This is a genomic window from Pseudoalteromonas luteoviolacea (assembly GCF_001750165.1).
Lineage (GTDB): Bacteria > Pseudomonadota > Gammaproteobacteria > Enterobacterales > Alteromonadaceae > Pseudoalteromonas > Pseudoalteromonas luteoviolacea_G.
Window position 1 is genome coordinate 4,821,815 of the sequence record NZ_CP015411.1, and the last position, 26,145, is coordinate 4,847,959.

Here is a 26,145-nt window from a genome sequence, read left to right on the forward strand (position 1 = left end):
GGCCATAGCGCAATATTAACCCCCATTTAAAACACTAGTAAATAGACGCTATATTATTTTCTTTTCCAGTATACTTTATAAACGGACAATCAAAGTCATCACCAAAAATCAAATATATCTCATAAAGTTGGGCTACTGTCATTACAGTCCTGCCAGTTTCAAAATTGCTAATAGTCGCTTGATCTACACTCAACTTTGCACCAAGCTGAGTTTGAGTCAGATTATTCCTTTTTCTAAGTCCGCGTAAATTATGCTGAACCTCAGACATTAAGTTATTTACTTTAATTTTTCGTCTTATGACATTATTTTTCATCGTTTCCCTCGAAAACATCACTAAAAAGCTGCGTTCACAACTGTTTTCTTATTTACTTATGAAAATGCATTGTTAATAATATAAGGTGCTTAATGTGGAAAAATCTTCGAATTTTATAAAAAGGACTATTTATGAGAAATTTTCTTACCTCCAGCATTTTTGTCAAAATTCAAGGCTTGATATAGCTATTCTAACTAGAGCGGTTCTACGACATAGGTAACGACCAATATAGTTTTATTAGACAAAACCTTTGATATTTATCCAAAAGGAAATCAAATGTGATAAGCGGTGACGACCTCAAAGCTATGCGCAAAAAAGCAGGCTTCACGCAAAAGCAAATGGCCGATAAGCTCAATATCACCAGAGAAACCGTGAGTAATTATGAGCTTGGGGTCGGTGAGCCACGGATTAGTCATTTTTTCAAATGGCTCGCTTATTGTAAAATTGACATTAACCCACTGATGATACAAATTAACAATGTATCGAACAAATTGGCCGATAAGAACGATATTAAAGATAAGGAATAATTATGACACCACTCAATTCAGCATCTCTCAAAAAAGTCATTGGCGGCTCAATGTGGAAACCAAACCATCCTCATGTAATAAAAGTTATAAAAAAATAAATATGATGGATAATTACGACCTCTAAATACGCGCTTCACTGAATACAATAGGCCGTTCACAAATACATTAAAGAAAGGAATAATTATGACACCACTTCACCCTGTGTCACTCGATAAAGTAGTAGGGGGCTCTATATGGAAGCCAACCTACCCTGAAAAACAAAAATTATTAAAATATACAACAATAACAGTCGATAAAAATAGGCATTAACTCAAAGCATCTGGCCGTTCACAAAGACATTAAAGAAAGGAATAATTATGATATTACTTAACCCAGCGTGTTTCAATAAAGTTGTTGGGGGCTCTGTATATAGACCAAACCGACCTCATTCGGTAAAAAAAATTACTTTCCCAAGTAATTGCGTTTCACCTTCGACTAAAGGCTAAGTATCACTGCCAACAACGTGGAAAAGAAACTGACTCGTACATTGGACCATATTAGGCTTTTGTCAATTACAAATTTTAACCGATACATTCAACTTTAAAATTTAGAGTAAGCAATTAAAACTATGAAATTAGCACATCTTATATTTGCGACAGTAATTGCCCTCACGGCTTTTTATATTCAAATTGACAACCCAAGTAAAGTCATACACTTGTATATTTCAACATTAGCATTCTGCTTTACTTTTGGCATATATAAAAACGAACCTAACATTTATCACATATCAATTATATTATTTTTAATTGCTATAAGTGAGCATCTTATATTCTCATATGGGCTTGTAAACTTAGGGAAAAATAATGATAATTATTTGGTTGTTGGTACCGTAGTGTTTGGTATACAGCTATTAATCAACCTATTTGCCATTATACTGTTTATCTTTCGAGTGCAAATATCACGGCTTTTTTCAAGTTCAAGCAAGATAATACTCACCGACTTTGATGGCCTTTTTCACTGGGTATTCATTGCAGCAAGTTTTATGAATATCTTGGCCCTGATTGAAAATGCTTTGAGAAATGGCCTTGGCTGGCTATCTCTAACATTTTTTTATGACATCTATCCAACGTTTGGATATGCACTCATTGCTGTGACCTGTGGCTTACTGCTTACCATGGTGATCATACAGTTAAAAAATAAGCAATTGACTTAAAACCTCACTTATTTTTCTCTGTAAAAATGAATATTTACATGCATTGTTGTGATCAACTAGCAAAATAGCTTAAAAAAATAAGTGCCAGACCCTCTGGCACTTACTATTTAAGTCCATGTACTACTTTAATTGTCTGTATTTAGACTTGTTACCCACTTTTCAATACCTCAAGAACAACCCCTCTGCGGCGAAAACGCATCACCCCAACCCCAGTCGCACATAGAACAATTTATATTTAATTTCAGATAGTTAACAAGGACCTTCAAACGCTAGTGCTCCCTACATCGCACTGCTGCCTCTGGCCATTCACCACGTCATAAACTAACTCGCCAAAACCTGTGCTGTTTCCATCAAAAACATCACCTTTTTACTTTGCTCAGCAACTCGTTATGTCAATCATACTCAATGGACAATGAGTTGTAGGGAAACCACACTCAGAAAAGGCGCTTGGAAATCCTTTGAGCATGGCGCACTCCATTGATTCAAAGCCACCAGTAAGCGGCCCTTACGTGTTGGGTAACACCTTACTTTTTATGCTACTGACACACGCAGTGTCTAAGCGCTTGGTGGCCATAAATGTGCTGAGCCTAGGCCATACTGTATCGATAATGATACAAACACAGAGCACCAAAAACCTAAATTGCAAAAGCGCCCTGTAGATCGCCCTTGGTAAAAGCCAAATGGGGCAAATCGCCTTCGCCAACTGGCTTGAAAAATCATCTACTTACCCTTCATCAAACTCAGGCTTACTTACCAAAGATATCAAATTCGCCATAAACCAAAAGCCATAAGCAACTGATTAATTAAATAAAATAATAAAATCTCATCCACACAGCACTTTTTTATGTTGTATAGACAAGTGATTAAATTGAAAATCGGCAGGTTTGTAATAATTGGGCTAATCTTAATTTATCTCTTCATTCAATGTAGGCAGACACTGCCTCATTAGTTGCCCAAATGATGGCATGTTTTATAGGGATAGACTGACTAGATCATGCAAAAGAGCAATCATAAAAATTTAGTTATTGTTATTTCTTTTTTGGCCATGGCCGTGGTGTTTGCGATTGATGCACAAATCCCACTAGGCGTTGCGGGGGGCGTCCCGCATATCATTCCAACTTAATCTCTTTATGGGCAAAAAATACTAGATTTACCCTTACGTTAGCCGTACTTGGTTCTTGTTTAACCATCTTCGCCTTTTATATTTCACCAAGCGGCGGAGAGCTCTGGAAGGTCATGTTTAATCGTGGTATTGCATTAGTCGCAATTTTGGCCTGTGCATTACTCACCATCAAGTACTTTAGCGAGCTAACCAAGCAAGTTGCTTTGGAAAAAGAGCTGGAGAAAATCCAAATTTATCGTGAGACCATAGCGGGTGTGAATCACCTCGTCAAAAACCTACAGAGCAACTTTTTAATCATTAATCACTCTGAAAAGCTCAAAGAGGACCTTGGAGAAGAGACCATACACGCATTAAACGCTTCGTCGCGAGAGGTTCGAGACATTCTCGATAAACTGGGAGAATTAGAAGATGTCACCCCCGAAGTCATTTCAGACATTGCCTATTCAAATGTCAATCAAACTAAATAAATCAAAGATATACACCTTAAGTTATCCGAGCACAGAAGATGAGCGCCAAAACTGCGGTAACTAACTCAGCCTCCTCTTGCGACCTAAAGTGACATACCTGCACCACACAATTTACCTATAAACGCCTACTGCCTCCTTATGTCTCTAGGGGTTATTCTCCCGTATATCGAATATGCCATAGCGGCTTGGTACAAATAGCATAACTCTTTACCTAATTAGACAGATCAGCGATAGACAGTCACGCCAATATGCCAAGCAGCAATGTGCTCCAACTCGACACTGACATTAAAGTAGCCACTCAAAAGCAACGAATAACGCATATACGTCGAATTGGTAATAGTCATGATAGCGACGCTGTTGAGATAGTGAACTACATTAAATGTGCCTATAGCACGACTGAAGCGCCACCCACTAACGTAAGAAGCGGTGTTTTCGGTCACAAAGAATTATCGATGGTTTGAAAGACTATCAAAGCCGACCAAAGGATCTAAATTAACTGACCGAATTACTTTTTAATTATTTGGTTGTTTTAAAATATGCATGGAGGATTTATGAAGCATACTGCCACACTCACATCTTGTATTTATATAAGCTTGCTCTCTTTAACTACGCTATCAGCGAAGGCTGAAACCATTGTCATAGACAATGAATCTACACACTTTTCAGTGCTTTCCGGTGACTGGGTTAAGAGTACGTCAGTAGCAGGATATCAAGGTAACGATTATCAGCATGATGGAAATGTTGACACCGTTAGCGAAGTTCAATGGCATTTAGGCATTAGCACTAACGCGACTTATGAGGTATTTGCCAGATGGACAACGCACCCTAATCGAGCCAGTAACGCCAGTTATGAGGTCACAGATACCAATGGTCGCCACGTGATACAGGTTAACCAGCAACATCGAAATGGCGAGTGGGTATCGCTTGGTATTTTTGATAGGCCCTCTGTCGTAATACTTTCAAATCAGCATGCCAACGGATTTATTATTGCGGATGCCGTACAAGCTGTATTGCAAGAGCCGCTTGCAGATTCTGATAATGATGGCATTGTCGATAACGACGAAATAACACTATTAAATTCCGATCCAAACAACCCATTTAGTCAAGACCCGACTGGTCATTTAAACGATGCGGATTTTGATAGTGATGATGATGGTTTTGCCAATCTATACGAAATTAAAACTGGCTTTGACCCCCTCGATATAAACTCGGTACCACCGCTTTCTTCTGAACAAAATACGTTTACTGGCAATGTAACCATTGATGGGGCAATTTTGTTAACACCAAAACTGGCGGAACCTTTTATTTGCTCACAGATCAGCCGTGGCAGTATTTACTATGATGAAAACTTAGACTCTGCCATGGTTTGCAACGGTCAACAATGGAGCGAATTTAGAGGGCCTCAGGGTGAGAAAGGCCTACAAGGAGATGTCGGTGCACAAGGGTTACAAGGCATTGCGGGTGTTCAAGGAGAGAGAGGCCCCCAAGGTATTCCAGGGCTAAAGGGCGACAAAGGTGACAAGGGCGCGCAAGGCCCGCAGGGAGCGACTGGTCCACAAGGCCCTCAAGGTGAAAAAGGAGACATCGTCGTCGTTAGCCAAAGCTTGGCAGAGATATTAGCGAGCAGTAATCACGCCAATAATCAAAAAATCACAGGGATAGCGCCTCCGACACAAAATAATGATGCCGCCAATAAAGCCTACGTTGACAGCAAAATAGCCGCCCTATCTGCGGGTATTATTCAACAAACCCAGCCTATGGTCTTTGATGTCTACAACAATGACACAACCACTTATGCCTGTGTAACAAAAGATATTAGAAATCATTGTGCTGATGGTGATGGATGTACCATCCGATTATTGTTGCAGCATGAAATTAGTGGTACCGATGAAGTGAGAACAATAGATGAACATGTTTATCTAGAGGGCGCGCTTTCAAATAACAACAATACTGGGGTTGCAGGCTTCACACGACAAGAAGGCGGTGGAGAATATTACTTTAATTTAGGGTTAAGTGCTGGACACAGATACCATATTTTTGATCCATGGGGTTGGGCTTGGGCATTTAACTATGTCCACCCTAATTGTAATAATGGAGTCTATGGTCCTGCATTTATAGGCGCCGATAAGTATAAGTTGTCATTTATGTCACACCCGCACGTTAAGACCAGAGTGGTTATTTATGATAGGTAATGTACTTCGTTCTTGCTGGGAATATTTTCAATTAGAAAATTACCAAAAGCCCAAGTTGCAATGAAACTTTAATAGCGGGTGACACGTTATTGCTCACTCGCCTTGCTGGAGGTGAGTTCATTTAGCATTCGAGTTTTACCACTTATAAGATCTCTTGTTCAGTGACTATCTGCCAAGGGATCTACTTTTCAAACCAAAAGCGTTTCTCGAACTCGAATATTTCTATTTTTCACTGCGTTTCAAATGAGTAGAGTTAATAAGCTGCTTTACGTAAATCAGACCTCGTTTGTGCCCGTCGACTTTATCTAGTCGCTTAGTACGTTGCTGAATATATGATTTATTCAAGTCTTTATCGAGAAAAAACTGAAACTTAATACCTTAGAGTTAGCTTAGAATTTTATAAATTTATACATAAAAAGAAGCGCAATTAGCGCTTCTTTTTAATTTATAATTTCGGCAGAGATGGCACTTCAAAAGAAACTTGTTGAGATTGATCTCTTTCTGGAACGCCAGGCCCGTTAATAATTCCAGTGCCACCACGTACATTTCTAAAATCTTTTGTGCTCAACTGAATCATATTTTATACCCTCCTTTTCCCGCTTTACTGCATTTTTTGTGTAGCTTAATATCATTCCACACAAAACAATATACTACTCTCTCTCAGGAAGATCTGGCGCATCAACACCGCCGCCACCATATATTTTTTTCAGTTCACTTTCATTCAACTGCATCATATTTTAAACCCTCCTTTTCCCGTTTTTCTGCATTTATCGCGTAGCTAAACATCATTCCACACAAAACAATATGGATCAGCATCATCAAATTATTACGTGCATAGAGTTTGAAATAAGGAACGTCAATCCAATAGTACTTGTAGGCTAAAACTTCCACCCAAGTCACCAAATTTACAACGCACCCCAAGGCAATTACTAAGCCAATAGCGCACTCTTGCATCGAAAGAACTTGCCTTTTATATACGAGTGAAAAATATTCCAAATTAGTCTTTTCGTATAAAAATAAGGCTAGTTGTCTACGATAAACGATAGGTAAAATAAAGACAAGATACAGAAAAAGATCAACCACATAATAATGTGTCTTCCATTGCATCGTGATAGGGTGTAGTAAAATGTTCACTACATCTATCATTGCGTAACACAATAAAAACCATCTAGCAGTAGGGATCTTCCAAGTCAAAATTAAAGTAAAAGCAATGACCACTAAGGGCATGAAGTCTACAATTGCATATATTTCTTTCATCATCACCTTACTCCTTTTCTTGCTTTATATCTGTTTGAGATTCAACACTGGATGGATTTGACATTTGAAATACGCTCGAAAAGTCCTTTCCAAAAATTAAAAATAGCTCAAAGAGATGAATATATGTCATATCCGTTTTACCCGACTCATAATTTGAGATGGTCGCTTGGTCGACACCAAGCTTCTTTCCAAGCTGCTCCTGAGTCCATTTTTTTTCTTTCCTTAAACGCCGCATTGAACGCTGGACATAGGCTCTAAAGTTTTCAGTTTTTATCCTTCGTGAACTAGATACCACATTATTTTCTCCTCCTTAATACATGGCATAAAGTTATCAGTACCCATTTTAAAAATCAACATAACCTTAACAAAAAACCTTTTAAATTAGCAATTTATAAATACGTTCATAAAATAATAAAAATGTATTATGGTAAAGCCCAACAGTAAGTTTGAGTCAAGTGAGGGATGCAAAAAAAAGCAAAACTACCACTGGCTAAAAGGTGTGATTCTGGCGAACAAATGTAGGCCAAAATGGATGGAACTCTTTATGAAAATATCAATGCTGCTGATGGTAACTGCAACATTATGTGCACTATTAAAAAAGAGCTTACTCAATGAAAGAATAAGCTCTCAAGATTAGGCTTGATTATGTTTTTAGAGTAGGTATATCTTTATTCCTAAGCCACACCTTTATCAAACTCTTTTAACCCGATTACTCAACCGTGACCGATTTTGCTAGGTTACGCGGTTGGTCAACATCGGTGCCTTTAATCACTGCCACATAGTACGACAACAGCTGTAACGGGATTGTATAGACAACTGGCGCAATGATGTCTTCAACGTGGTTTACGTTCATGACACGCATCGTATCATCTGATGCAAATGCAGAGTCTTTATCAGCGAATACATAGATGATGCCGCCGCGCGCACGTACTTCTTCGACATTAGACTTCAGCTTTTCGAGTAGCTCATTGTTTGGTGCCACAACAATGATTGGCATATCTGCGTCAATCAGCGCCAGTGGACCATGTTTTAACTCACCAGCTGCATAAGCTTCTGCATGAATATAAGAGATCTCTTTCAGCTTAAGTGCGCCTTCCATTGCAATTGGGTATTGTGAACCACGGCCAAGGAATAATGAATGGTGCTTGTCTGCAAACTCTTCTGCCAATGCTTCAATGCCTTCAGCCATGCTTAGCGCTTCTTCTAACTTGTTAGGCAAGGTCTTAATGGCATTAACAATCACGCTCTGATCGCGACCTTTTTCTTGCGCGATAGAGGCTGTTAGCATTAATAAGCCAACAAGTTGCGTTGTAAAGGCTTTGGTTGAAGCAACGCCTATCTCAGCGCCCGCTTTGGTCATAAACGCCAAATCAGACTCACGTACCAGTGAAGAGCCAGGTACGTTACAAATGGTCATAGATGCCATGTAACCTTGCTCTTTTGCTAAGCGTAATGCCGCTAACGTATCCGCTGTTTCACCAGATTGAGAGATCGTTACTAATAAGCTATTTTCGTGTACAAACGACTCACGATAACGGAATTCTGAGGCAATTTCGACATTACAACTTACCCCTGCCAATTGCTCAAGCCAGTAACGCGCAACCATACCTGAGTGATAAGACGTACCACAGGCAATGATCTGCACATGCTTCACATCTTTAAAGATTTGGTTTGCACTGTCACCAAACGCATCCACGGTCACACGATCGTTTTCAAGACGCCCTTCCAACGTGTTGCGTACAGCCAGTGGTTGCTCGTAAATTTCTTTTAGCATGTAATGGCGGTATTCGCCTTTGCCTGAGGCATCTTGCGTGATGTTCGACTCGACGATTTCACGTTCAACCGGATTGCCATTCACATCAAAAATCTCAACTGTATCGCGGGTAATACGTGCAACATCACCTTCTTCTAGGAAGATAAAACTGCGTGTCACAGGCAATAATGCAAGCTGATCAGAGGCAATGAAGTTTTCACCCAAGCCGAGACCAATCACCAACGGGCTGCCTGAGCGGGCCACGATGACTTCATTGTCATTCTCTTTATCAAAAACAACCGTACCGTACGCCCCTTCAAGCTGCTTAGTCGCTGCTTGTACTGACTCAAGCAAGCTACCATGCTGCTGACGAAGTTGATGGATAAGGTGCACCATCACTTCTGTATCTGTATCCGATAAGAACGTGTAGCCATCTTCTTTTAATGCGTGACGCAATGCTTCATGGTTCTCAATGATGCCATTATGCACGAGGGCAATTTGCTCATTAGATAAATGTGGGTGAGCATTCGCTTCGGTTACACCACCATGTGTAGCCCAGCGCGTGTGCGCAATACCCGTTGTACCTTTAACTTCTGCACGTTCAAGTGCACTGGCTAAATTAGCCACTTTACCTACTGCTTTAACCGTGTTTAGTGTGCCTGCACTGCTCAGTGCGACACCGGCTGAATCATAGCCACGGTATTCAAGACGTTTTAAACCTTCAATTAAAATTCGGTTAACTGGGCGCTCTGCCACAGCTCCTACGATGCCACACATAATCTCTCCATTCGTTGCACGTTTGTGTGTTTACTCTTGTGTGATCTCTGCACAGATCACGTTTACGCCATGTGCCTCGATCGCTTGGCGCATCTCAGGTGCCAAGTTGTTGTCGGTGATCAAGGTGGTGACTTGCTGCCATGGCAGCTCTAAATTTGGAATTTTGCGACCAATTTTTTCAGACTCAACCAGTACTATGACTTCTCTTGCGGCCTCTGCCATCACCTTACTCAACCCTATCAACTCATTGAAAGTGGTGGTTCCCCTCGCCACATCAATGCCATCGGCACCAATAAACAGTTGATCAAAGTCATAAGAGCGTAGCACTTGTTCAGCAACTTGGCCTTGAAAGGACTCAGAATGCGGATCCCATGTCCCTCCGGTCATCAATAAGGTAGGTTCATTCTCAAGTGACAATAAGCGGTTAGCAATATTGATGGCATTGGTCATCACCACCAACCCCCGCTTGGTCGCAAGCTCTGGGATCATGGCAGCGGTTGTTCTGCCACTGTCGATAATGATGCGATTATGGTCACGGATCAAAGCCGCGGCGGCGCTGGCTATGGCGACTTTGCGCAGCGGGTCTTGCTTATCTATCCCCGTTGCAACAATCTCTTTTGGCAGCGCAACTGCACCGCCATAACGGCGCAACAATAGGCCGCTTTTTTCAAGAGCGGTTAAATCCTTTCGAATCGTAACTTCTGATGTTTCGAACTCAGCAGCCAGCGCCTCTACGCTAACCTCACCTTCGCTATTTACTCGACTAACTATGGTGTGGCGGCGCTGTTGAGTGTTACGTTTTGTCATTTATCTTTCACATAAGTTTCGATTCGAAATTTATGTGTATTCTAGTCGAAACATTGAAGATTGTTCAAGTGTAAATTTGGCTAAATAATTTACAGCTTGCGTCCACATTTCCTACTCCATAATCATAACAAAATATTAAAAAGGATTTAAATTAGCATGGTAATCTTACACAAAACCTACAAAACCACATTGCGACACACGTTTAAATTGCCTAAAATAGAAACAAAGAACATATAACACAATTAAGCCTGATTTTATGAAATTTATGACACTAGTTGCTGGGCTGCTATTTAGCCCCCTTTCCTACGCTGCGGTATCTCCTTGGTTAGATTTCACCTATCAAAATGGGCTGATCACAATTCCAGTCAAAGTTTCCAACATAGACAGCTACGCCGTTTTAGACACAGGCGCAAACACTAACGCCATTAACGAAAATTTTGTCGCCAAGCATAACCTTAAATATAACCACACCGGTAATATTGAAATAGAAGGGGCATTTGAAACAAAGCGCAACAAAATCTATCAAAAAGTACCGGTCTCATTTTTTGGTATAGACACACACCTAGAAAGGCTACCTTCACTGGATGTCAGTATGCCTAACAATGCCGTGTTGTTTGGCCAAGGTTTTTTTAAGCTCTTTAATACACAAATAGATTATCCAAATAAGCGCATGCGCCTACTTACGCATGACCACCTCAATATTAAAGAGTATGAAAATATCGATTTCAAACTGCAAAAAGGATCTAAACAACCTATCGTGAAAGTTACATTAGAAAATAAATCGATGTGGGTGCTACTCGATACCGGTTTTACAGGTGGAATGCTAATCGAACGCCGCATTGCAAAAAGCTTTGGCTGGTTAAAGAAACAAAATCCAAAAAGCTATTTTGCAGGAGCCAATACCACAGAGAAAATGGAAAATGTAAAAGCTCAAGAAGTCAAATTTGGCCCATTTACACTCTCTAACGTGCATGTGGCGTTTCCTGCAGAAGGCAGTAAGGTCAATGTCTCTAGCCAATACCGCCATACTAAAAGTAAGATTAGAGGTGTGAGAGTAAGCGGCATCGTAGGTTATGACGTGTTCAAACATTTTGTCATGACCATGGATTTAAAAAACGGCAACCTACATGTGGGTGTGCCAGAGAAGAAACTTTAAACCTCAGAGCCAGCGCTCGGCGCTGGCTTTATTAGGTTATTCGTAACGTAAAATCAAAGACGGTCGTATTGTCGCAGCCCTAAAAGCCAACAGAGCAACAGTCAACCAAGTACTTAGCGCCACAAAACCCGCACTGAATAAATACACCCAAAGCGCCTGAGAAATACGTTCATTAAAGTGATTTAACCACCCATCCAAGACCCAGTAACTCAGTGGAAAAGCCAGTAATACCGCGGCGGCAATCAGCACCACGTATTCCTTTGCCAATAAATTTACAATACTCGTGCGCGATGCCCCCAATACTTTACGTACAGCCACTTCCTTTTGTCTGCGCAATACCGAGAATGACGCCAAGCCTAATACCCCTAAGCAGGTCAATGCTACAGCCAAGGCACTGAAAAATAGCACCAACTGCTGTATACGCCGCTCACTCATATGTGCTCGCTCGTATTCATCTTCAATGCGAGTAATTGATACTTCATGTAATTTCAATTGGTTTACAACTAAACTTCTGATTTGCTCAGACACCTCTTCTACAGGCATCGTCCCATCCAACTTCACAACAATGTCAGCAAATGGGCGGCTAATGACACCAGCACGAAAAGAAATTGGCAATGCTTGCTGCTTAGCAGAGCCGATTTTAACATCAGCAACAACTCCCACAATGGTCACTTGTGTGCGACCATTGTGCGATGTAGCCTGCTTACCAATCACCTCTTCAGGATCATGATACCCCGCCATTTTCATATAACTTTCAGATACTAATACCGAATAACGGTGAATATCTTGTTCGTCACGACGAAACCAGTCTGTACCAAATTGTGGCGAAAAATCACGCCCAGCAATCAGCGTTAATCCCAATGTTTCTGCTGCATGATAACCGGTTGAAACTGTTGGTTGTGTACCGTGTAGTTGCTCTCCATTTGGCCAAGTAAGATGTAAGCCCGCATTCATATCTACAGTGAGGTTAGTATTACTCACTGTCACTGATGATACGCCCGGTAGCGTGCGTATACTTGCAAATAGGCGATTATTATCTGCTTTATATATCAACTCTGCGGGTAAGTCCTGGACCAATAACCTGTCTGTTTTTGCATACCCGACATCTAACGTATTAACCAAAGCCATTTGCTTATAAATCACAACAGCAGAAATGATCAGTGCAATTGAGAGCACACTTTGGAAATATAGAGTTAATTTACGCACCCAAATTGCGGTTTGGCCTCGTTGTAAATCACCACTTAATACGCGTTTTGCACTAAATGAAGAAATAAACAGCGCAGGATAAAGGCCTGATAACACGCCAACTAATATAACAACCCCAACAACGGCGCCTAAAAACCACATTGAAAAGCTCAAGCTCAGGGACCTGTCTAAGAGCTGGTTTACCGCAGGCAATGACAACTCGACAAGCGCCATCGCAATTAGCCCAGCAAAGCCAACAACCAGCAGCGCTTCGGTTAAAAATTGCTGGATAAGCTGAAAACGACTGGCGCCTAGTGCTTTTCGTACACCCACTTCTTTTGCGCGCTTAGCTGCCGCAGCGATATTTAAATTGATAAAATTGGTACTTGCCACCAGCAGTAATATCAAAGCTAAAGCAACACTCACCATCATTACTTGCTGTGAGCCCCCTTGCTTCATTTCAAAAGGACCTCGGCTATTAAAATGAACATCTAGCAAGGGGATCAAATGCAGAGAAAGCGTCTTATCACGACCAGTAGAATGCTCTGTAAACAATTGATTTAAGTCATCTTGAATATCATCGACATTGGCATTTGGCACCATTCGCATATACACATAGCCACTGACATTATTTTGTGCATTGGCGGGAATTGCGGTCAACGTATGGAAGTAAAAATGGGTATTATCAGGCAAGTCAGCAAACACCCCTGCAACGGTATAAGTGCCAGCATCATGGATCAAGCGCTCTCCCACCACATTGTCATGACCAAATAAGCGGACCGCTGTACTTTGGCTTATTGCCAGATGGTTTGGCGCTGTAACCGCCGTCTGTATCGAGCCTGACAGGACATTCAGCGAAACAAAATCCTGTAAATTGCTACTTGCAGCATAAAAGTCAGGCAATTGCACTTGCCTATCAGCCAACTTGACAGTCAGCGGCAAAGAGCCACCGTTATATTCAAGGCTCTCAGCATCAGCAAGCACTAATACATCTTCTACTTGGCTCTGCTGCATCATTTGTATTGGGTGCTGTGATCTTGCATTACCAATGAGCTGTAAGCCCCAGCTACGGTAGTCAGTGTGGACACGGTAAACCCGTTCTGCATTTGGGTGTTGATGATCAAAAGACATTTCATATGCCGCAAATAAAGCGACGATAATCGCAGCAGCTAAACCGATACTTAGACCAATTACATTCAATGCAAAATGCTGTTTATGTTTGGCAAAAGCACGCAGCGCAGTAGTGATATAACTTGAAAACATAAAACCTCCTTCGCTTAAGCAACATGACTTGATTGAGTCACTTGACTGGCCTTATCAACCAAAACTCGACCATCGAGCAAGCGGATCACTCTGTCGGCATACTCACCTTCAGACTCAGAATGCGTCACCATGATCACGGTTGTGCCTTCCCGGTTTAGCTCACGTAACATCGTCATGACTTCTTGTGAATTTTTCGAGTCCAAGTTCCCTGTCGGTTCATCGGCTAAAATCAGTTTGGGATTAATCACCAATGCTCGGGCCACAGCTACACGCTGCTGTTGACCACCAGACAACTGCTGAGGCAAGTGGTCAGCTCGATGATCGATACCCACGCGTTTTAAAATTGCTTCAACCCGTTGCTTTCGCTCAGATTTTGAGACGTTTTGATATTGTAAAGGCAGCGCCACGTTTTCGAATACGGTCAGTTCATCTATGAGGTTAAAACTCTGAAAAACAAAGCCAATCGCCGCTTTTCTCAGCGTCGCCATTTGCTGTTCAGTAAAGCCAGCCACTTCTGTTCCATCGAATACATAACTGCCACTAGAGGGACCATCCAATAGCCCCAAAATAGAAAGCAAAGTCGATTTTCCACACCCTGAAGGGCCCATAATCGCAACGAATTCACCGTTGTTTACCGTTATATTAATATTATCCAGCGCTGTTGTTTCCACATCATGAGTTCTAAATACACGGTGTAATTGAGAGAGCTTTATCATTGTACTGTCCTTTATATTTTTATTAGTTACTTAGCTTTAAAACATGGGCGTTATCAAAATTGCCATAGTGAGAAGTGATCACGCGATCACCAGGTGCAAGCCCTGACAATACTTCGTAATAATGCTGGTTTTTCTTGCCCAGCCGAACCGTTTTGCGTTGCGCTTGCTTACCGTCATTGCCAACTACGAATACCCAATGCCCCCCACTGGTACTAAAAAAAGCACCGCGCGGTAATAATGTTGCCTGCGTTTGTTCATTACTAAACATCAATTGTGCATCTAGACCCTGACCGCGTTTAATGCCTTGTGTGCCTGCCGGTAATTCAGCTTCAATTTGAAATTGCGCATTGGTTACTCGGCTGTCTATTTTTGTCACTGCTGCGCGCAGCGTTTGCCCTCCATGTGTGATCTCCATCATCATGCCTAAAGATACTTGATTTAAATAAAACTCATCCAAACTCACGGACAACTTATATTCATCAGGGATATCAATTTGACCAAGGCGAGTGCCTGCTTGTTTCGATTCTCCAACTTGCACATCTAGCTCACTCAAGTACCCAGATACTGGCGCTGTCACTTGCAAACTTTCAAGATTTTTACGTGCAAACTCCAGATTACTTTGCAACATCTCAGCACTGTCTTCTAGCTGAGCCAATTGCACTTTACGAATACTATTTTCTTGCTTTTGACGCTCAATTGTCAGGCTATGTATGTCGCGGTTGTACTGCAAATTTTCACGTATTTCATCCACCTCTTCCTGACTCACGAGTCCTTTTTTCAACAGCGCTTCTGACTGTATTAACTTTCGCTCTAAGTGACTAATTTTTAACTCAATGTCTAACAAATCACGTTCTAAGTTCAGTGCATTCGTTGTCATGGCCATTTGCGTGTTACGCAAGAAATTTAATTGCTCAGTCACCTGGGCTTCGCGACTCATAACATCCAATTGCAAATTGGTGTTTGACAGCTGTACCAACGGCTGACCTTTTTCTACGAATGTGCCCTGTTCAATCAGCCTCGCTTCAACACGGCCACCCGATACCGTGTCCAAAAAAATGGTGGTTTTGGGAACCACTTGACCACGCACACTCAGGGCATTTTTAAACTCACCACTGACAACACTGCTAACCGTTAACCCTGCAAGGTTCACCGTTTGAGATTGGCCCTGCTCGGCTGAGAAAGTCATGCTGTAAGCACCAAACCCGATCAGCAGTGCAACAGCGGTTGCCAAAGCAGGTTTTACAAATCGGCGAGGTGTTGTTCTAGTTATTTTTTTGTCCATGGTATCAGCTCCTTTGGCTTAGATACCGTTATTAGTTCAAGATTGATGCCAAAAATAAAACCCTTTATTTTCAACACCTTAAAAAACAATGAAAATCAACGTTAAAAATAGTGTCCGATAACAGTACAGGAGGGTGTCCAAATGTGGACAGTTTATGAGGTTATGCGTTAAGCTCCCGTGGTCAAAAATAATAACAATGAGCTCAGCGCATGGAAAAGCAAGGCACCATTCTCATCGTCGATGACAACACCGACGTATTACTCGCAGCAAAACTGCTCTTGAAAAAGCACCATAAAAAAATAGTCACCACTGACAACCCGTTTGATGTTGAATCACTCATCAATACACACCCCGTGGACGTCATTCTGCTCGATATGAACTTTGATAGGGATGCCATCAGTGGTCAAGAAGGGCTCTATTGGCTCAAAAAGATCCACACCCAAGACCCGAGTATCGCTGTCATCTTGATGACCGCGTACAGTGATGTGCAACTTGCCGTGGAGGCCATAAAAAATGGCGCGACAGACTTTATCGCCAAACCTTGGCAAAACGATCAGCTACTTACAGTCATTGCTACCGCTTTAGCCCATGCTGAAGATAAAAAAGCACTCAACAAACTATCACGACAAACACAGGGGTTAAGCCAAGCGCTCAGTTCACCGCAAAGTGAATTTTTAGGGCAAAGTGAGGCCATGTTGCACGTCTTTGATACACTACAAAAAACAGCGAAAACGGATGCCAATATCCTCATTACAGGTGAAAGTGGTACAGGTAAAGAACTGACTGCCCACGCGATTCATGCCCATAGCCCCCGCGCCCATAAGCCATTTATCAGCTTAGATATGGGGGCTGTGTCTGGAAGTTTATTTGAAAGTGAGTTATTCGGACATAAAAAAGGGGCGTTCACCGATGCAAAATCAGACCGCGTTGGACGCTTTGAATTGGCGCATGGCGGCAGCTTGTTTTTAGATGAAGTTGGTAATATGCCACTTGCACAGCAGGTAAAACTGCTCGCAGCCATTCAAAACCGCCAGATCACCCCTATCGGCAGCAACCAAATCATTGATACTGATATACGCCTGATCTGTGCTACCAATGAAGCACTACCCGATGCAGTCGCACAAGGGCAATTCCGCCAAGACCTTTTATATCGTATTAATACCATTGAAATCCGCCTGCCACCACTAAGAGAACGACAAACAGATATCCCACTGCTCGTACAACACTATTTAGAGATATATCAACAAAAGTACCGCCGCGAGCTCACATTGCCAGCCAGTGCCATGCGCATTTTATGCGAATACCATTGGCCAGGTAATGTACGTGAATTAGCCCACACCATTGAAAGAGCTGTAATTTTATCAGAAGGTAATGAGTTGGCTATTCACTCTGTACTGGTTGCACCTACTCAAGCATCTGCTCAGCACCCCACCGCCTCTATCCAAGAACAAACAACTGATACCTTTGATTTAGAGTTGATTGAGCAGCGCACTATTCGTGCTGCGTTGAAACACCATCAAGGTAATGTCAGCCATGCAGCCAAAGCGCTGGGGCTCACCCGAGGTGCTATGTATCGTCGCTTAGAAAAGTACGGGCTATAAAGCCATGAATATTAGATTTAAGTCCGCATTATGTGGCATGAGTTTATTATTTAGCGGTATGTTGCTTTATATCACAGTGATGCACTATCAATTGAGTGCCATCACCGCTTTAGTGGTGCTTTTTTCACTCGCACAAATTATTTGGCTCACCGCGCTATACCATCGCGCTCAGCGATTTCCTGAACAGTTATTTCGCGCCCTGTCTAATGGCGATCATACATTAGGCTTGCCGGTGACACACCCGCTGCGCCAAGATTACGAAAAAGCACGCAACCAGATGCAAGAAACTCGATTAGATGCCCAGCGCCAAGTACAGTTTATCAATGCAGTATTTAACCATATCAACTTGCCTTTGCTGATCTGTGATGAACAGGGCCAGATCATTGAACAAAGCTCTGCGGCGAAAAAGATATTAAATATTAAAATCAATAATTTAGAGTCTCTAAAACAAGGCAGTCCAGACATTTTCACCTTTGTCAGCAGCGCCACTACCAATCAGCAAAGCAGCTTTACTTGGCATCGAAATGAACAACCGGAAACCTTGTATGTACAAGTGAGCACGCTGCAAATTCAATACCTGCAATATAAAATCGTGACTTTGCAATCCATCACAGAGCAGCTCAATGCCAAAGAACAGCAAGCATACAAGCAACTCACTAAAGTCCTTACCCATGAAGTCGCCAACTCAATTACACCTCTGGCTTCTATGGCACAAACTTGTCTAGCGCTGATGCCCGATGGCCTCCAATTTGATGACCAAGAAGACAAACAAGATTTAACTCTGGCTTTATCAACTTTAGCTTCAAGAAGTACACATTTGAGCGAGTTTATCCGCGAGTTTAGGCACTTAAGTAACTTGCCGGCACCACAGTTACAAGCTGTTCAGCTGTATGAACTGCTCAGCTCCGTTAAGCAATTATTTGACAGCCAACATCCAAATGTGATGTTTAGGATCAGTGGCATCACACAGGTCATGTGCACGCTAGACATAAAACAAATAGAGCAAGTCCTCATTAATTTGTGCAAAAATGCCATTGAGGCCATAGCCACAACTCAAAACACCCAACCCCAAATCGACCTGATCGCACGGTATAATGAACATGCGCAATTGTGTGTTGATATTTGTGACAATGGCCCTGGGATCACTGAACAAGCCAGCAAAATGATGTTTGTGCCATTCTTTAGCACTAAGCAGCAAGGTTCCGGGATTGGCTTGAGCCTATCAAAGCAGATTATGTTGCAACATGGTGGCGAGCTTATCTATCTACACAGATCACAAGGCGCTTGTTTTCGCTGTGTATTTGGCTAACTTTCAGGTCAAAATAGCACCAATTTATATAGGCAAATTTATTTATTCGCGTAAACTATCACTGCGTTTCTGATTTAGGGTTACATGATGACAGCACAACTTAAAAAGGAATGGTTGATCTCTTGCGCAGGGTGGAGTGCCTTTATTTTCTTCATGTCTGCCACTTATGTACTCTATGATTGGTCTGTGCCAGCGGCAGAAGAGATCAATAATCGGCCCTGGTGGGCTCTGCAAGAATGGGGGCTTTGGTATCTATTCACCCCCGTAGTATTTCGCTTACTCACACAGTACCATCTGGCAAATCAGCTGACTAAGCACAAGTTCCTTCAAATCCTTGCTTTGATGTTATGCATTTCGATGACCTATCAAGCCATTTTTGATTTTTGGATCTTGTGTGATCCCATCCCCTACACCATGTTGTATTTCGCACCCTCCCACCCTTTGGTGCTGTTTGTATTGAGCTATCTTTGGCATACTTTTTTGCGACCTGACCAACCCGTTCATCACAATACACTTGAAGTAGAATCAGGTAACACCACAACACGATTGCGCTTTAGTGATATTACCCATATCAACTCAGCCAGTAATTATGTTGAGCTCCACACAGAGCAACACCAATACCTAAAGCGGATCACCTTAAAGCAAATAGAGCAGCAACTCCCTGATACCTTATTCACACGAACACACCGCTCACATTTAGTTAATTTGAATTTTGTTGAGCGCATCCAAATCAAGCCGTCTGGCAGCGGCTTAGTACTGCTCAAAAATGGCAAAATGGTGGCGCTGAGCAAAGCCTTCAAGCCCGCAGTCAAAGCCAAACTCCAGCGCGTTGCTTAACTGACCCCACGATACTCGTCCCAAGCCTGTTGGGACGAGTGAACAACACCATGCCATTCGTCCCAAAAACCCACCAATTATCCCTAGGTTATTGATTGTAATAGATTGATTTATTTCAATAGGCTCAGCAAGTAAGTTAAAAATGGAAACCCACTCACAATGAAAGCACACTATTATTCAGTGATAACCTTGCTTGGTTTATGCGCCAACACCTTCAGTTGTGCCCTCGTTGCAGCAACCAATACATACGCAACACTCAATCAACAATTTGCTGCAACACACTATAAAAATGAAGCACTTGAGGCATTGTATGGACAAAATGCACTGGACAAAATAAACCAACTCCCTGGATTCACACTCACGCAAAGCAATACTCAACGAGGGCTAAGTGCAGCAGGCGGCAATGTGCTGATTAATGGCACCAGTGCGGTATCCAAGTCTGAATCACTCACTGATATTTTAAGACAGTTACCCAGTGACCAAATCGCCGCCATTCATCTCTATAGCGCTGGCCACCCATTTAGTACAGCAAGCCAATTTAACCAATTGGTCAATGTCATTACTCACTCGCCTAAACTCGGTGCGCACTGGCAAGCGAGAAGCAAACTGACCTCAGCTTATCATGACTATCGTCCGAGTGAAGTAGCAACACAGCTCTCCTTACCGGGTGAGTACTGGCAACACCAACTTAATATGCATTATCAAGATGATCGCAGCCAGTCGACTTCAACATTTCAAGAAATAGACGCTGTTGGGGCGCTGGTAGAGCAAGGCGATGAAGCATTTTTTGAAAAACGCAATGGTCGACTGTTATCTATCACCAGCCAACCTGCACTGATTGACAGCCGCCTGACTTTCTCTGCCAAAGCCATACTGGATGACTTTCAGCTCACGCAAACCAGAGAAAACGGCTCACCGTTATCATGGCAATTAAATGAGTCCGAGTCTCGCGCTGAATATGAAATGAGTATAGATTGGCAAAAAACCAGCAACAACGATAACTTGATGCAATTGGTTGTGCTGCACAATCGAAAATTAACGGATCTCAACAGTGAGCACTTTGAGCACACACTTATCGCAGCGCCCTATCAACAGCATAAAACACAACAAGAGCAGGTCATACAGTTTAATGCCTCACTACCAAGTCGTGCTTATTCACCGGAGTTAGGGATTGAGATCAGCCGCAACCAGCTAGATGCGACAACGGGCAGTGACGGAGATTTTGAACAAGCCCACGTCAACGAAATCAGATACCAACCTTATGCTGCCATCACCACTGTGCTCACTTCACAGTGGCAACTTTATACCCGCTTAAATGCAGAACGCACCGTGCTCAAAAGCCATGCTCGACACAACAATAAAACCCAACTGGGGTTCATTAAACCACTCATCAGGCTCAGCTATGATCCACAGTCTAATTGGGACATGACGATAACCGCACAGCACCAAGTTGATCAGCTGGATTTTGATGATTTTGTCCAAAGCCAAGATGCCGAGTTCAACCGCACCCAATCTGGCAATTTATCACTCAAGCCTAGCCAATACAGTGAGTTAGCGACTGAATTTAATCTGCGCTTATTTGAGGCCTTGTATTTAAACGTCAATCTCTATCATCAATGGCAAAAGGATGTGCACGAGTTTATACCGCTACCGAGTGGCGATGCGATGATAGGCAATGCCGGTAACGCCCAAAAATTAGGAGGATCACTGAGTGCAACATGGGACACATCGCAGTGGCTTTCAGATAGCAAGTTAACACTCAACTATGACTTTGCCAGTGCCCGATACCGAGATCTGCTGACGGGACAGCGGCCCACAGATGGCCTTACCCCACATGATGCCACTGTTGAATTTCGCCAAGATAGTCAACGGTATAGTTGGGGGATTGATGTCTATCTACCGCTCACTGAAACCAATTACTATGTTGACGAACTCTACATAAAAGAAGACCACATCGAGCTCAGCGCCTTCATGGAGTATCAATATTCAAACAAGCTGCGCTTTCACACATCTGTCGCAACCATCAATACAGCCAAATATAGCTACATACAACACTTCTATGACGAAGATAGAAGGGGCATGTACACTGGCACGCGACGCTTTGATGAGCGCATCGACCCCGTTGTGACATTGTCTATCTTAGGGCAGCTTTAAACAGGGGGCACTCGCCCCGCTTTCAGCTAGTGCACTAATGGTAATTTAAATCGGCAATGACCATCACTGACGCTCCCCACCATTTCATCATAGGCGGTCTCCATATCAAGCGTCGCCTCCTTCGCGCCCAAATCAGCCAATTCGACTTCGGCTTCTCGCAATGAATTGTAGGTCACAATTTTGCCGTGCTTATCGGTGATCAAATGATAATTACCTAATACATCCAAGCCACCAGCTAAATAATGGTTTGAATCTGCATAGCTTAAAATCACCGGATCCATATAACTGTGTTCAAATTGCTCTTTCAGTTCTGTGCGGTCCATAAACAACACCTCTCTCAATGGAACTACATATATAAACGCACTCAAACCCAGTTTAGTTCAAAAAATAAACAGACTCTATCTCAAGCATTATCTCTGTACCAATTATTTTAACTTGTGTATTGATTTCACTAACTTATAAAATAGCGCAACAAGAAAAATAATAACTCGGTACCACTATGCTCAAACGCGCTTTTCTCATTGCTTGTACATTGACTCTTACCGCCTGTCAGTCCACGAAAGAAGACTCACAAGCCAATGAGCAAACTCAACAAGTCATCGAATCACACACAGTACCAAGTCAAATACAGCCACACCATGGTGTAGAGCATGTGCAATCTTTTCCTGTTGCCCCGATCCATGCTGAAGATGTCTGGGAGCGGATCCGCCAACAGATAAGCTTTGCACCTTCAAGCCACCCAAGAGTGCTCAAGCGCGTCAATTGGTATTTACAGCACCCTAATTACATGGACACTATCAGCCAAAGGGCTGGACCTTTGCTGTATTACATTGTTACTGAGATTGAAAAACGCGGACTACCGATCGAATTGGCATTAATGCCGTTAATCGAAACAGATTTCGATATGCAGGCGTATTCTCATAAACATGCTTCAGGCCTCTGGCAATTGACACCACTGATCGCCAAACACTACGGTATCGAAATAAACCCTTGGTACGACGGTCGTCAAGATCTCATTGATTCAACACGCGTTGCACTTGATTTTTTGACTTACTTACACAAGCGATTCGATGGTAACTGGTATCACGCCGTCGCAGCTTATAATACTGGCGAAGGCAGGGTATTAAGGGCGATTGAAACTAATCGCAAAGCAGGTCGTTCAACCGATTTCTTTGCTTTGCAGCTGCCGCGCCAAACACGTCACTACGTGCCTAAACTGATCGCAGCGACCCAATTACTCAAGCAGCAATTAATGCCTTTTCCAGCCATTGCCAATACACCTGCAATCACCACGGTTTCCTTACCTGCGGCCACCATTTTGGACAGAGATCCCAATTGGTCTATGCTCGCTGAACTCAATACAGGATACGCACGCTTTCCGGCTTTACTTGGTGGTCCAAATCGACTCATTATGCCTATCGATAAGGCACAGCAATGGCAGGCCTATGCCAAAAACCTCCCCACAATGCCCAGCAACCAATGGCAAACTTACACCGTGCGCAAGGGTGACAGCCTAAGTGTCATTGCCGCCAATTATGAACTCAGCGTTAGCCAACTCAAATCTTTTAACCAGTTGCGATCTAACACAATACGCATTGGACAGCGCTTGATATTACCCGTATTGGCAGATCAACATTACACCTATACCGTCAAGTCTGGCGACAGTTTATGGCGCATTGCTAAACAATTTAATGTATCTGTAAATAAATTGAAGCAATGGAATGAACTCTCCAGCTCAACATTGCAAATTGGTAAGCAACTGACGATCTTTTTAGCGACGCCTTAGACTTATCCATAGGAGGTGATGATGTCTTCACAACCAGACCACACAATGGAACAGCATAAGCCCACTGAACCACAGCTCAACACAGGGCCGAAATTAAAATTACGTCTGTCACGTTCTAAAATGAACAGCATTTTGGCACTGTGTGCCATCTTAATTTCTGCAGCGTCGTTTTACGCGACTTATATGCAAGCAAAAGCCGCCCAAGAGCAGGTAACCGCAGCAGAGAGACAGTTATACGCAGAAACCTGGCCATGGCTGCAAGTCAGTTACAGTGACTATGATATTGAGGCTGAACGAGCACATATGACCGTCAAAGTTAAAAACTCCGGCACTGGGCCTGCACTTATCAAATCTATGCAATTTGAATATCAGGGGACTCAATACGATACTTTGGTCGAGCTACTGAATGATTGTTGCAGCCTTAATGCCTACCGAGCTGCACTCAAAGAGATACAAGCAGACAATGGCGATATTAACTACCTGAAGCAATTCGGTTGGTATGTCACAAGCAACCCCAATAACTCTCTGTTAGCTGATGGCAATGATTTAGTCTTATTTTCTATGGTGAGAAGTAAATTTAACAACAATTTGTGGGAAAAAATCGGTGAAATAGCCCATGATATTGAAGTAAATACTTGCTATTGCTCTTTGCTAAAGCAATGCTACACAGTCAATAAAGCATCAGAAGTAAAAAAGGTTGCGAATTGTTCCAATTCAACACAATAAACCGTCGAAAAGCGGCTAAACATATCTGTTTATATGAAGGGGTCATTGCACACTTGTATGTCGACACAAGAGGCAATGTGACTTTAGGTGCAGGCTTTCATATTACCGACGCCAAGGCACTAAGCAAGTTGGCTCTACGCGAGAAAGCAACCCACAAAGCGGCGAGTCGTGCAGTGAAAATACAAGAATTCGAGACCATTGCACGCCTACCAGCAGGACAGCTAGCGAGTTGGTATGAGTCACATTGCAAATTGTATTTACCACAGCAAGAATGTGTAAAATTATTAGAAAAGAAAGTTGCCGAGTTTGAAGGTGAACTCTGCCGCCTTTTTAGTCCCAAAAACGGCTATATCCCCTTTCACCGTATGCCGCCAAATGTGCAGCTTGCTCTGCTCGATATGGCATATAATTTAGGCACACCTAATTTAAGCCGCGCTTGGCCTAACCTATTACACGCTATTCGCACTGAAAACTGGCCGCAAGCAGCCAAAGAATGTCACCGAAAACACGTCAGTAAAGCGCGAAATAACGCCACAGAGCGCTTATTTAAGCAAAGTGGTTCCACCAGCATATTACAAAGATTCGGCCACTTTATCCTTGCCAAAGCACTCTCTCAGTTTAAGCGTTAAGCGCAAACGTCTCGACTGGCGTGTAATGAAGCCCGTCATCAAGGGAGTGTGACTGATATAAATGGAAGTGCGTCACATCCAGTGAAAAAGGTTCGATAGGTACATCCACTAGAGGCATAGGCTTAACACCGCGAAACAAAGTTATATGGGGTGAAAACGGATAAGGGTTTCGGTACAGTCCTAACTTCTCCCCATATTCACGCAGAGGCTCTGCAAGGCTGCGCAATGCGGCATTTATGTGATCGGGCTGCAAATAAAATATCCCATTATGAGACCAATACCCAGTGCTCGCAAAGTGCAACTGAAAAAACGGCAACATTAAGCGATTAGCGAATGCAATGACATCATCTTCTTGCGCCTTATCTACCTGCGCAAGAAAGGCCAGCGTCAAATGCCAATTGCGAGACAACGTCGGTGCTTTTTTTGCTTTCACATGCTGACTAAGCCAGCTTTGAATATGTGTTGTCTGTTGCGGCGCCAGCCCAATACCAAAAAACAGCCGCTTTGCTGCCACTATTTGAATACCACGGTTTGATGACTGGGCTTATATACTCTCGTTTGCGGGGAGGTCCACTTACCTTGCTTGAAATACTCAGTCGCCACACTAAATTGACCTGCTTTAAAGCGGCTGGTCGACTTCACTTGCGTGATCCCATCTTGATTACCCACCACTTGTTCATAGGCTGCAAATTCAGAGTCATTGATCACCTCAATCCTTCCCGAGGTATAAAACCCAGCAGTGGTAAAGTAATAAAATACCAATGACTGCTTTTGTTTATCCCAAAAAATCAGCGACTCGCCACCATAGTCACCATTATTGATAGAGTGTAATGTCCGAATGGCGGTGCCATTGAGTGCACGCTCCCAACGGCTTACATCCTGTACTGCCGGTGCATCCGCGGACACACGAAAACTGGCTTCCCAAGTGCCCAAATAAGGCGCAAACGCCTTCAACTCCTTTGCCAAATCCGCAGACCAGGCTAATGGGTTGTATATACATATTAAACATAATCCCCACCGCAGCGCGTTCATTGTCTTTCCCCTTGTTTTTGAGTAAAAACGAATCTGCTTTAACTGTAGTGTGCGAGTACGC

Annotated in this window: 25 protein-coding genes; 13 read left to right on the plus strand and 12 right to left on the minus strand. The window is 42.7% G+C overall.

Features of this window, described 5'->3' with window-relative positions:
* Positions 1 to 34: 34 nt before the first annotated feature.
* Positions 35 to 313 (minus strand): helix-turn-helix domain-containing protein, encoded by a 279-nt coding sequence (locus S4054249_RS20500; protein WP_046354876.1) that lies wholly within the window; start codon positions 311 to 313, stop codon positions 35 to 37.
* A gap of 278 nt (positions 314 to 591) precedes the next feature.
* Between S4054249_RS20500 and S4054249_RS20505 the strand changes: the two genes are divergently transcribed.
* The 5 genes from S4054249_RS20505 (at position 592) to S4054249_RS27025 (ending at position 5,814) form a co-directional block, all read left to right on the plus strand.
* Complete coding sequence (locus tag S4054249_RS20505) at positions 592 to 840, plus strand: helix-turn-helix domain-containing protein (RefSeq protein ID WP_046354875.1); 249 nt, start codon at positions 592 to 594, stop codon at positions 838 to 840.
* Between the two features lie 607 nt (positions 841 to 1,447).
* Positions 1,448 to 2,032 (plus strand): hypothetical protein, encoded by a 585-nt coding sequence (locus S4054249_RS20510; RefSeq protein ID WP_046354874.1) that lies wholly within the window; start codon positions 1,448 to 1,450, stop codon positions 2,030 to 2,032.
* A gap of 994 nt (positions 2,033 to 3,026) precedes the next feature.
* Positions 3,027 to 3,155, plus strand: coding sequence for a hypothetical protein (locus tag S4054249_RS27185; protein ID WP_256370537.1), 129 nt, complete (start codon positions 3,027 to 3,029; stop codon positions 3,153 to 3,155).
* Positions 3,156 to 3,268: 113 nt separating this feature from the next.
* Complete coding sequence (locus tag S4054249_RS20520; protein ID WP_046354872.1) at positions 3,269 to 3,622, plus strand: hypothetical protein; 354 nt, start codon at positions 3,269 to 3,271, stop codon at positions 3,620 to 3,622.
* Between the two features lie 551 nt (positions 3,623 to 4,173).
* Positions 4,174 to 5,814 carry a hypothetical protein gene (locus S4054249_RS27025; RefSeq protein WP_052960871.1) on the plus strand — a complete coding sequence of 547 codons (1,641 nt, stop codon included), beginning with the start codon at positions 4,174 to 4,176 and terminating at the stop codon, positions 5,812 to 5,814.
* Between the two features lie 445 nt (positions 5,815 to 6,259).
* On the opposite strand, the gene S4054249_RS27190 is transcribed toward S4054249_RS27025, so the two are convergent.
* The 5 genes from S4054249_RS27190 to S4054249_RS20550 all read right to left on the minus strand — a co-directional run bounded on the left by S4054249_RS27190 (position 6,260) and on the right by S4054249_RS20550 (position 10,408).
* Entirely contained in the window at positions 6,260 to 6,391 is a 132-nt protein-coding gene (locus S4054249_RS27190; protein ID WP_256370538.1) for a hypothetical protein, read from the minus strand.
* 140 nt (positions 6,392 to 6,531) lie between these two features.
* Positions 6,532 to 7,074: a hypothetical protein gene (locus tag S4054249_RS20530; RefSeq protein ID WP_230851894.1), complete on the minus strand. Its 543-nt coding sequence runs from the start codon at positions 7,072 to 7,074 to the stop codon at positions 6,532 to 6,534.
* 4 nt (positions 7,075 to 7,078) lie between these two features.
* Positions 7,079 to 7,366: a helix-turn-helix transcriptional regulator gene (locus S4054249_RS20535; protein ID WP_046354871.1), complete on the minus strand. Its 288-nt coding sequence runs from the start codon at positions 7,364 to 7,366 to the stop codon at positions 7,079 to 7,081.
* 414 nt (positions 7,367 to 7,780) lie between these two features.
* Positions 7,781 to 9,601, minus strand: a complete 1,821-nt coding sequence (gene glmS / locus S4054249_RS20545) for a glutamine--fructose-6-phosphate transaminase (isomerizing) (RefSeq protein WP_046354869.1) — start codon at positions 9,599 to 9,601, stop codon at positions 7,781 to 7,783.
* A gap of 30 nt (positions 9,602 to 9,631) precedes the next feature.
* Positions 9,632 to 10,408 (minus strand): DeoR/GlpR family DNA-binding transcription regulator, encoded by a 777-nt coding sequence (locus tag S4054249_RS20550; protein WP_046354868.1) that lies wholly within the window; start codon positions 10,406 to 10,408, stop codon positions 9,632 to 9,634.
* Positions 10,409 to 10,664: 256 nt separating this feature from the next.
* On the opposite strand from S4054249_RS20550, the gene S4054249_RS20555 reads away from it, so the two are divergent.
* Positions 10,665 to 11,564, plus strand: a complete 900-nt coding sequence (locus tag S4054249_RS20555) for an aspartyl protease family protein (RefSeq protein WP_046354867.1) — start codon at positions 10,665 to 10,667, stop codon at positions 11,562 to 11,564.
* 36 nt (positions 11,565 to 11,600) lie between these two features.
* Here the strand turns inward: S4054249_RS20555 and S4054249_RS20560 are convergent, their stop codons facing one another.
* Genes S4054249_RS20560 through S4054249_RS20570 form a run of 3 tightly spaced genes read right to left on the minus strand, consistent with a single transcriptional unit; the run spans position 11,601 to position 16,010 of the window.
* The gene (locus tag S4054249_RS20560) at positions 11,601 to 14,012 is read right to left on the minus strand and encodes an ABC transporter permease (protein ID WP_046354866.1); all 2,412 of its coding nucleotides are present in this window, start codon (positions 14,010 to 14,012) and stop codon (positions 11,601 to 11,603) included.
* A 14-nt stretch (positions 14,013 to 14,026) separates the two neighbouring features.
* Entirely contained in the window at positions 14,027 to 14,728 is a 702-nt protein-coding gene (locus tag S4054249_RS20565) for an ABC transporter ATP-binding protein (RefSeq protein WP_046354865.1), read from the minus strand.
* Positions 14,729 to 14,750: 22 nt separating this feature from the next.
* A complete protein-coding gene (locus S4054249_RS20570; RefSeq protein WP_046354864.1) occupies positions 14,751 to 16,010 on the minus strand; it encodes an efflux RND transporter periplasmic adaptor subunit in 1,260 nt (419 codons plus the stop codon).
* A 209-nt stretch (positions 16,011 to 16,219) separates the two neighbouring features.
* Here S4054249_RS20570 and S4054249_RS20575 point away from each other — a divergent pair, with 209 nt between their 5' ends.
* The 4 genes from S4054249_RS20575 to S4054249_RS20590 all read left to right on the plus strand — a co-directional run bounded on the left by S4054249_RS20575 (position 16,220) and on the right by S4054249_RS20590 (position 21,911).
* Positions 16,220 to 17,611, plus strand: coding sequence for a sigma-54-dependent transcriptional regulator (locus tag S4054249_RS20575; protein ID WP_046354863.1), 1,392 nt, complete (start codon positions 16,220 to 16,222; stop codon positions 17,609 to 17,611).
* Between the two features lie 4 nt (positions 17,612 to 17,615).
* Positions 17,616 to 18,920: a sensor histidine kinase gene (locus S4054249_RS20580; protein ID WP_063881446.1), complete on the plus strand. Its 1,305-nt coding sequence runs from the start codon at positions 17,616 to 17,618 to the stop codon at positions 18,918 to 18,920.
* Positions 18,921 to 19,004: 84 nt separating this feature from the next.
* Positions 19,005 to 19,757, plus strand: a complete 753-nt coding sequence (locus S4054249_RS20585; protein ID WP_080928285.1) for a LytR/AlgR family response regulator transcription factor — start codon at positions 19,005 to 19,007, stop codon at positions 19,755 to 19,757.
* 159 nt (positions 19,758 to 19,916) lie between these two features.
* Positions 19,917 to 21,911 (plus strand): hypothetical protein, encoded by a 1,995-nt coding sequence (locus S4054249_RS20590; RefSeq protein WP_046354860.1) that lies wholly within the window; start codon positions 19,917 to 19,919, stop codon positions 21,909 to 21,911.
* Between the two features lie 26 nt (positions 21,912 to 21,937).
* On the opposite strand, the gene S4054249_RS20595 is transcribed toward S4054249_RS20590, so the two are convergent.
* Positions 21,938 to 22,234: a DUF6482 family protein gene (locus S4054249_RS20595; RefSeq protein WP_039611170.1), complete on the minus strand. Its 297-nt coding sequence runs from the start codon at positions 22,232 to 22,234 to the stop codon at positions 21,938 to 21,940.
* Positions 22,235 to 22,410: 176 nt separating this feature from the next.
* On the opposite strand from S4054249_RS20595, the gene S4054249_RS20600 reads away from it, so the two are divergent.
* From S4054249_RS20600 to S4054249_RS20610, 3 genes are read left to right on the plus strand one after another with little or no spacing between them, the layout of a single operon-like run.
* The gene (locus tag S4054249_RS20600; protein WP_046354859.1) at positions 22,411 to 23,697 is read left to right on the plus strand and encodes a LysM peptidoglycan-binding domain-containing protein; all 1,287 of its coding nucleotides are present in this window, start codon (positions 22,411 to 22,413) and stop codon (positions 23,695 to 23,697) included.
* Positions 23,698 to 23,718: 21 nt separating this feature from the next.
* Positions 23,719 to 24,423 carry a hypothetical protein gene (locus S4054249_RS20605; RefSeq protein ID WP_046354858.1) on the plus strand — a complete coding sequence of 235 codons (705 nt, stop codon included), beginning with the start codon at positions 23,719 to 23,721 and terminating at the stop codon, positions 24,421 to 24,423.
* Entirely contained in the window at positions 24,402 to 25,052 is a 651-nt protein-coding gene (locus S4054249_RS20610; protein ID WP_052960870.1) for a pesticin C-terminus-like muramidase, read from the plus strand. Before S4054249_RS20605 ends, S4054249_RS20610 begins: the two co-directional genes overlap by 22 nt.
* On the opposite strand, the gene thpR is transcribed toward S4054249_RS20610, so the two are convergent.
* Together thpR and S4054249_RS20620 are read right to left on the minus strand one after the other, a co-directional pair.
* Positions 25,042 to 25,566, minus strand: a complete 525-nt coding sequence (gene thpR, locus S4054249_RS20615) for an RNA 2',3'-cyclic phosphodiesterase (protein WP_046354857.1) — start codon at positions 25,564 to 25,566, stop codon at positions 25,042 to 25,044. The two genes, S4054249_RS20610 and thpR, sit on opposite strands and share 11 nt — an antisense overlap.
* Positions 25,566 to 26,084, minus strand: coding sequence for a hypothetical protein (locus S4054249_RS20620; protein ID WP_046354856.1), 519 nt, complete (start codon positions 26,082 to 26,084; stop codon positions 25,566 to 25,568). The genes thpR and S4054249_RS20620 overlap by 1 nt, the downstream gene beginning before the upstream one ends.
* Positions 26,085 to 26,145 lie beyond the last annotated feature (61 nt).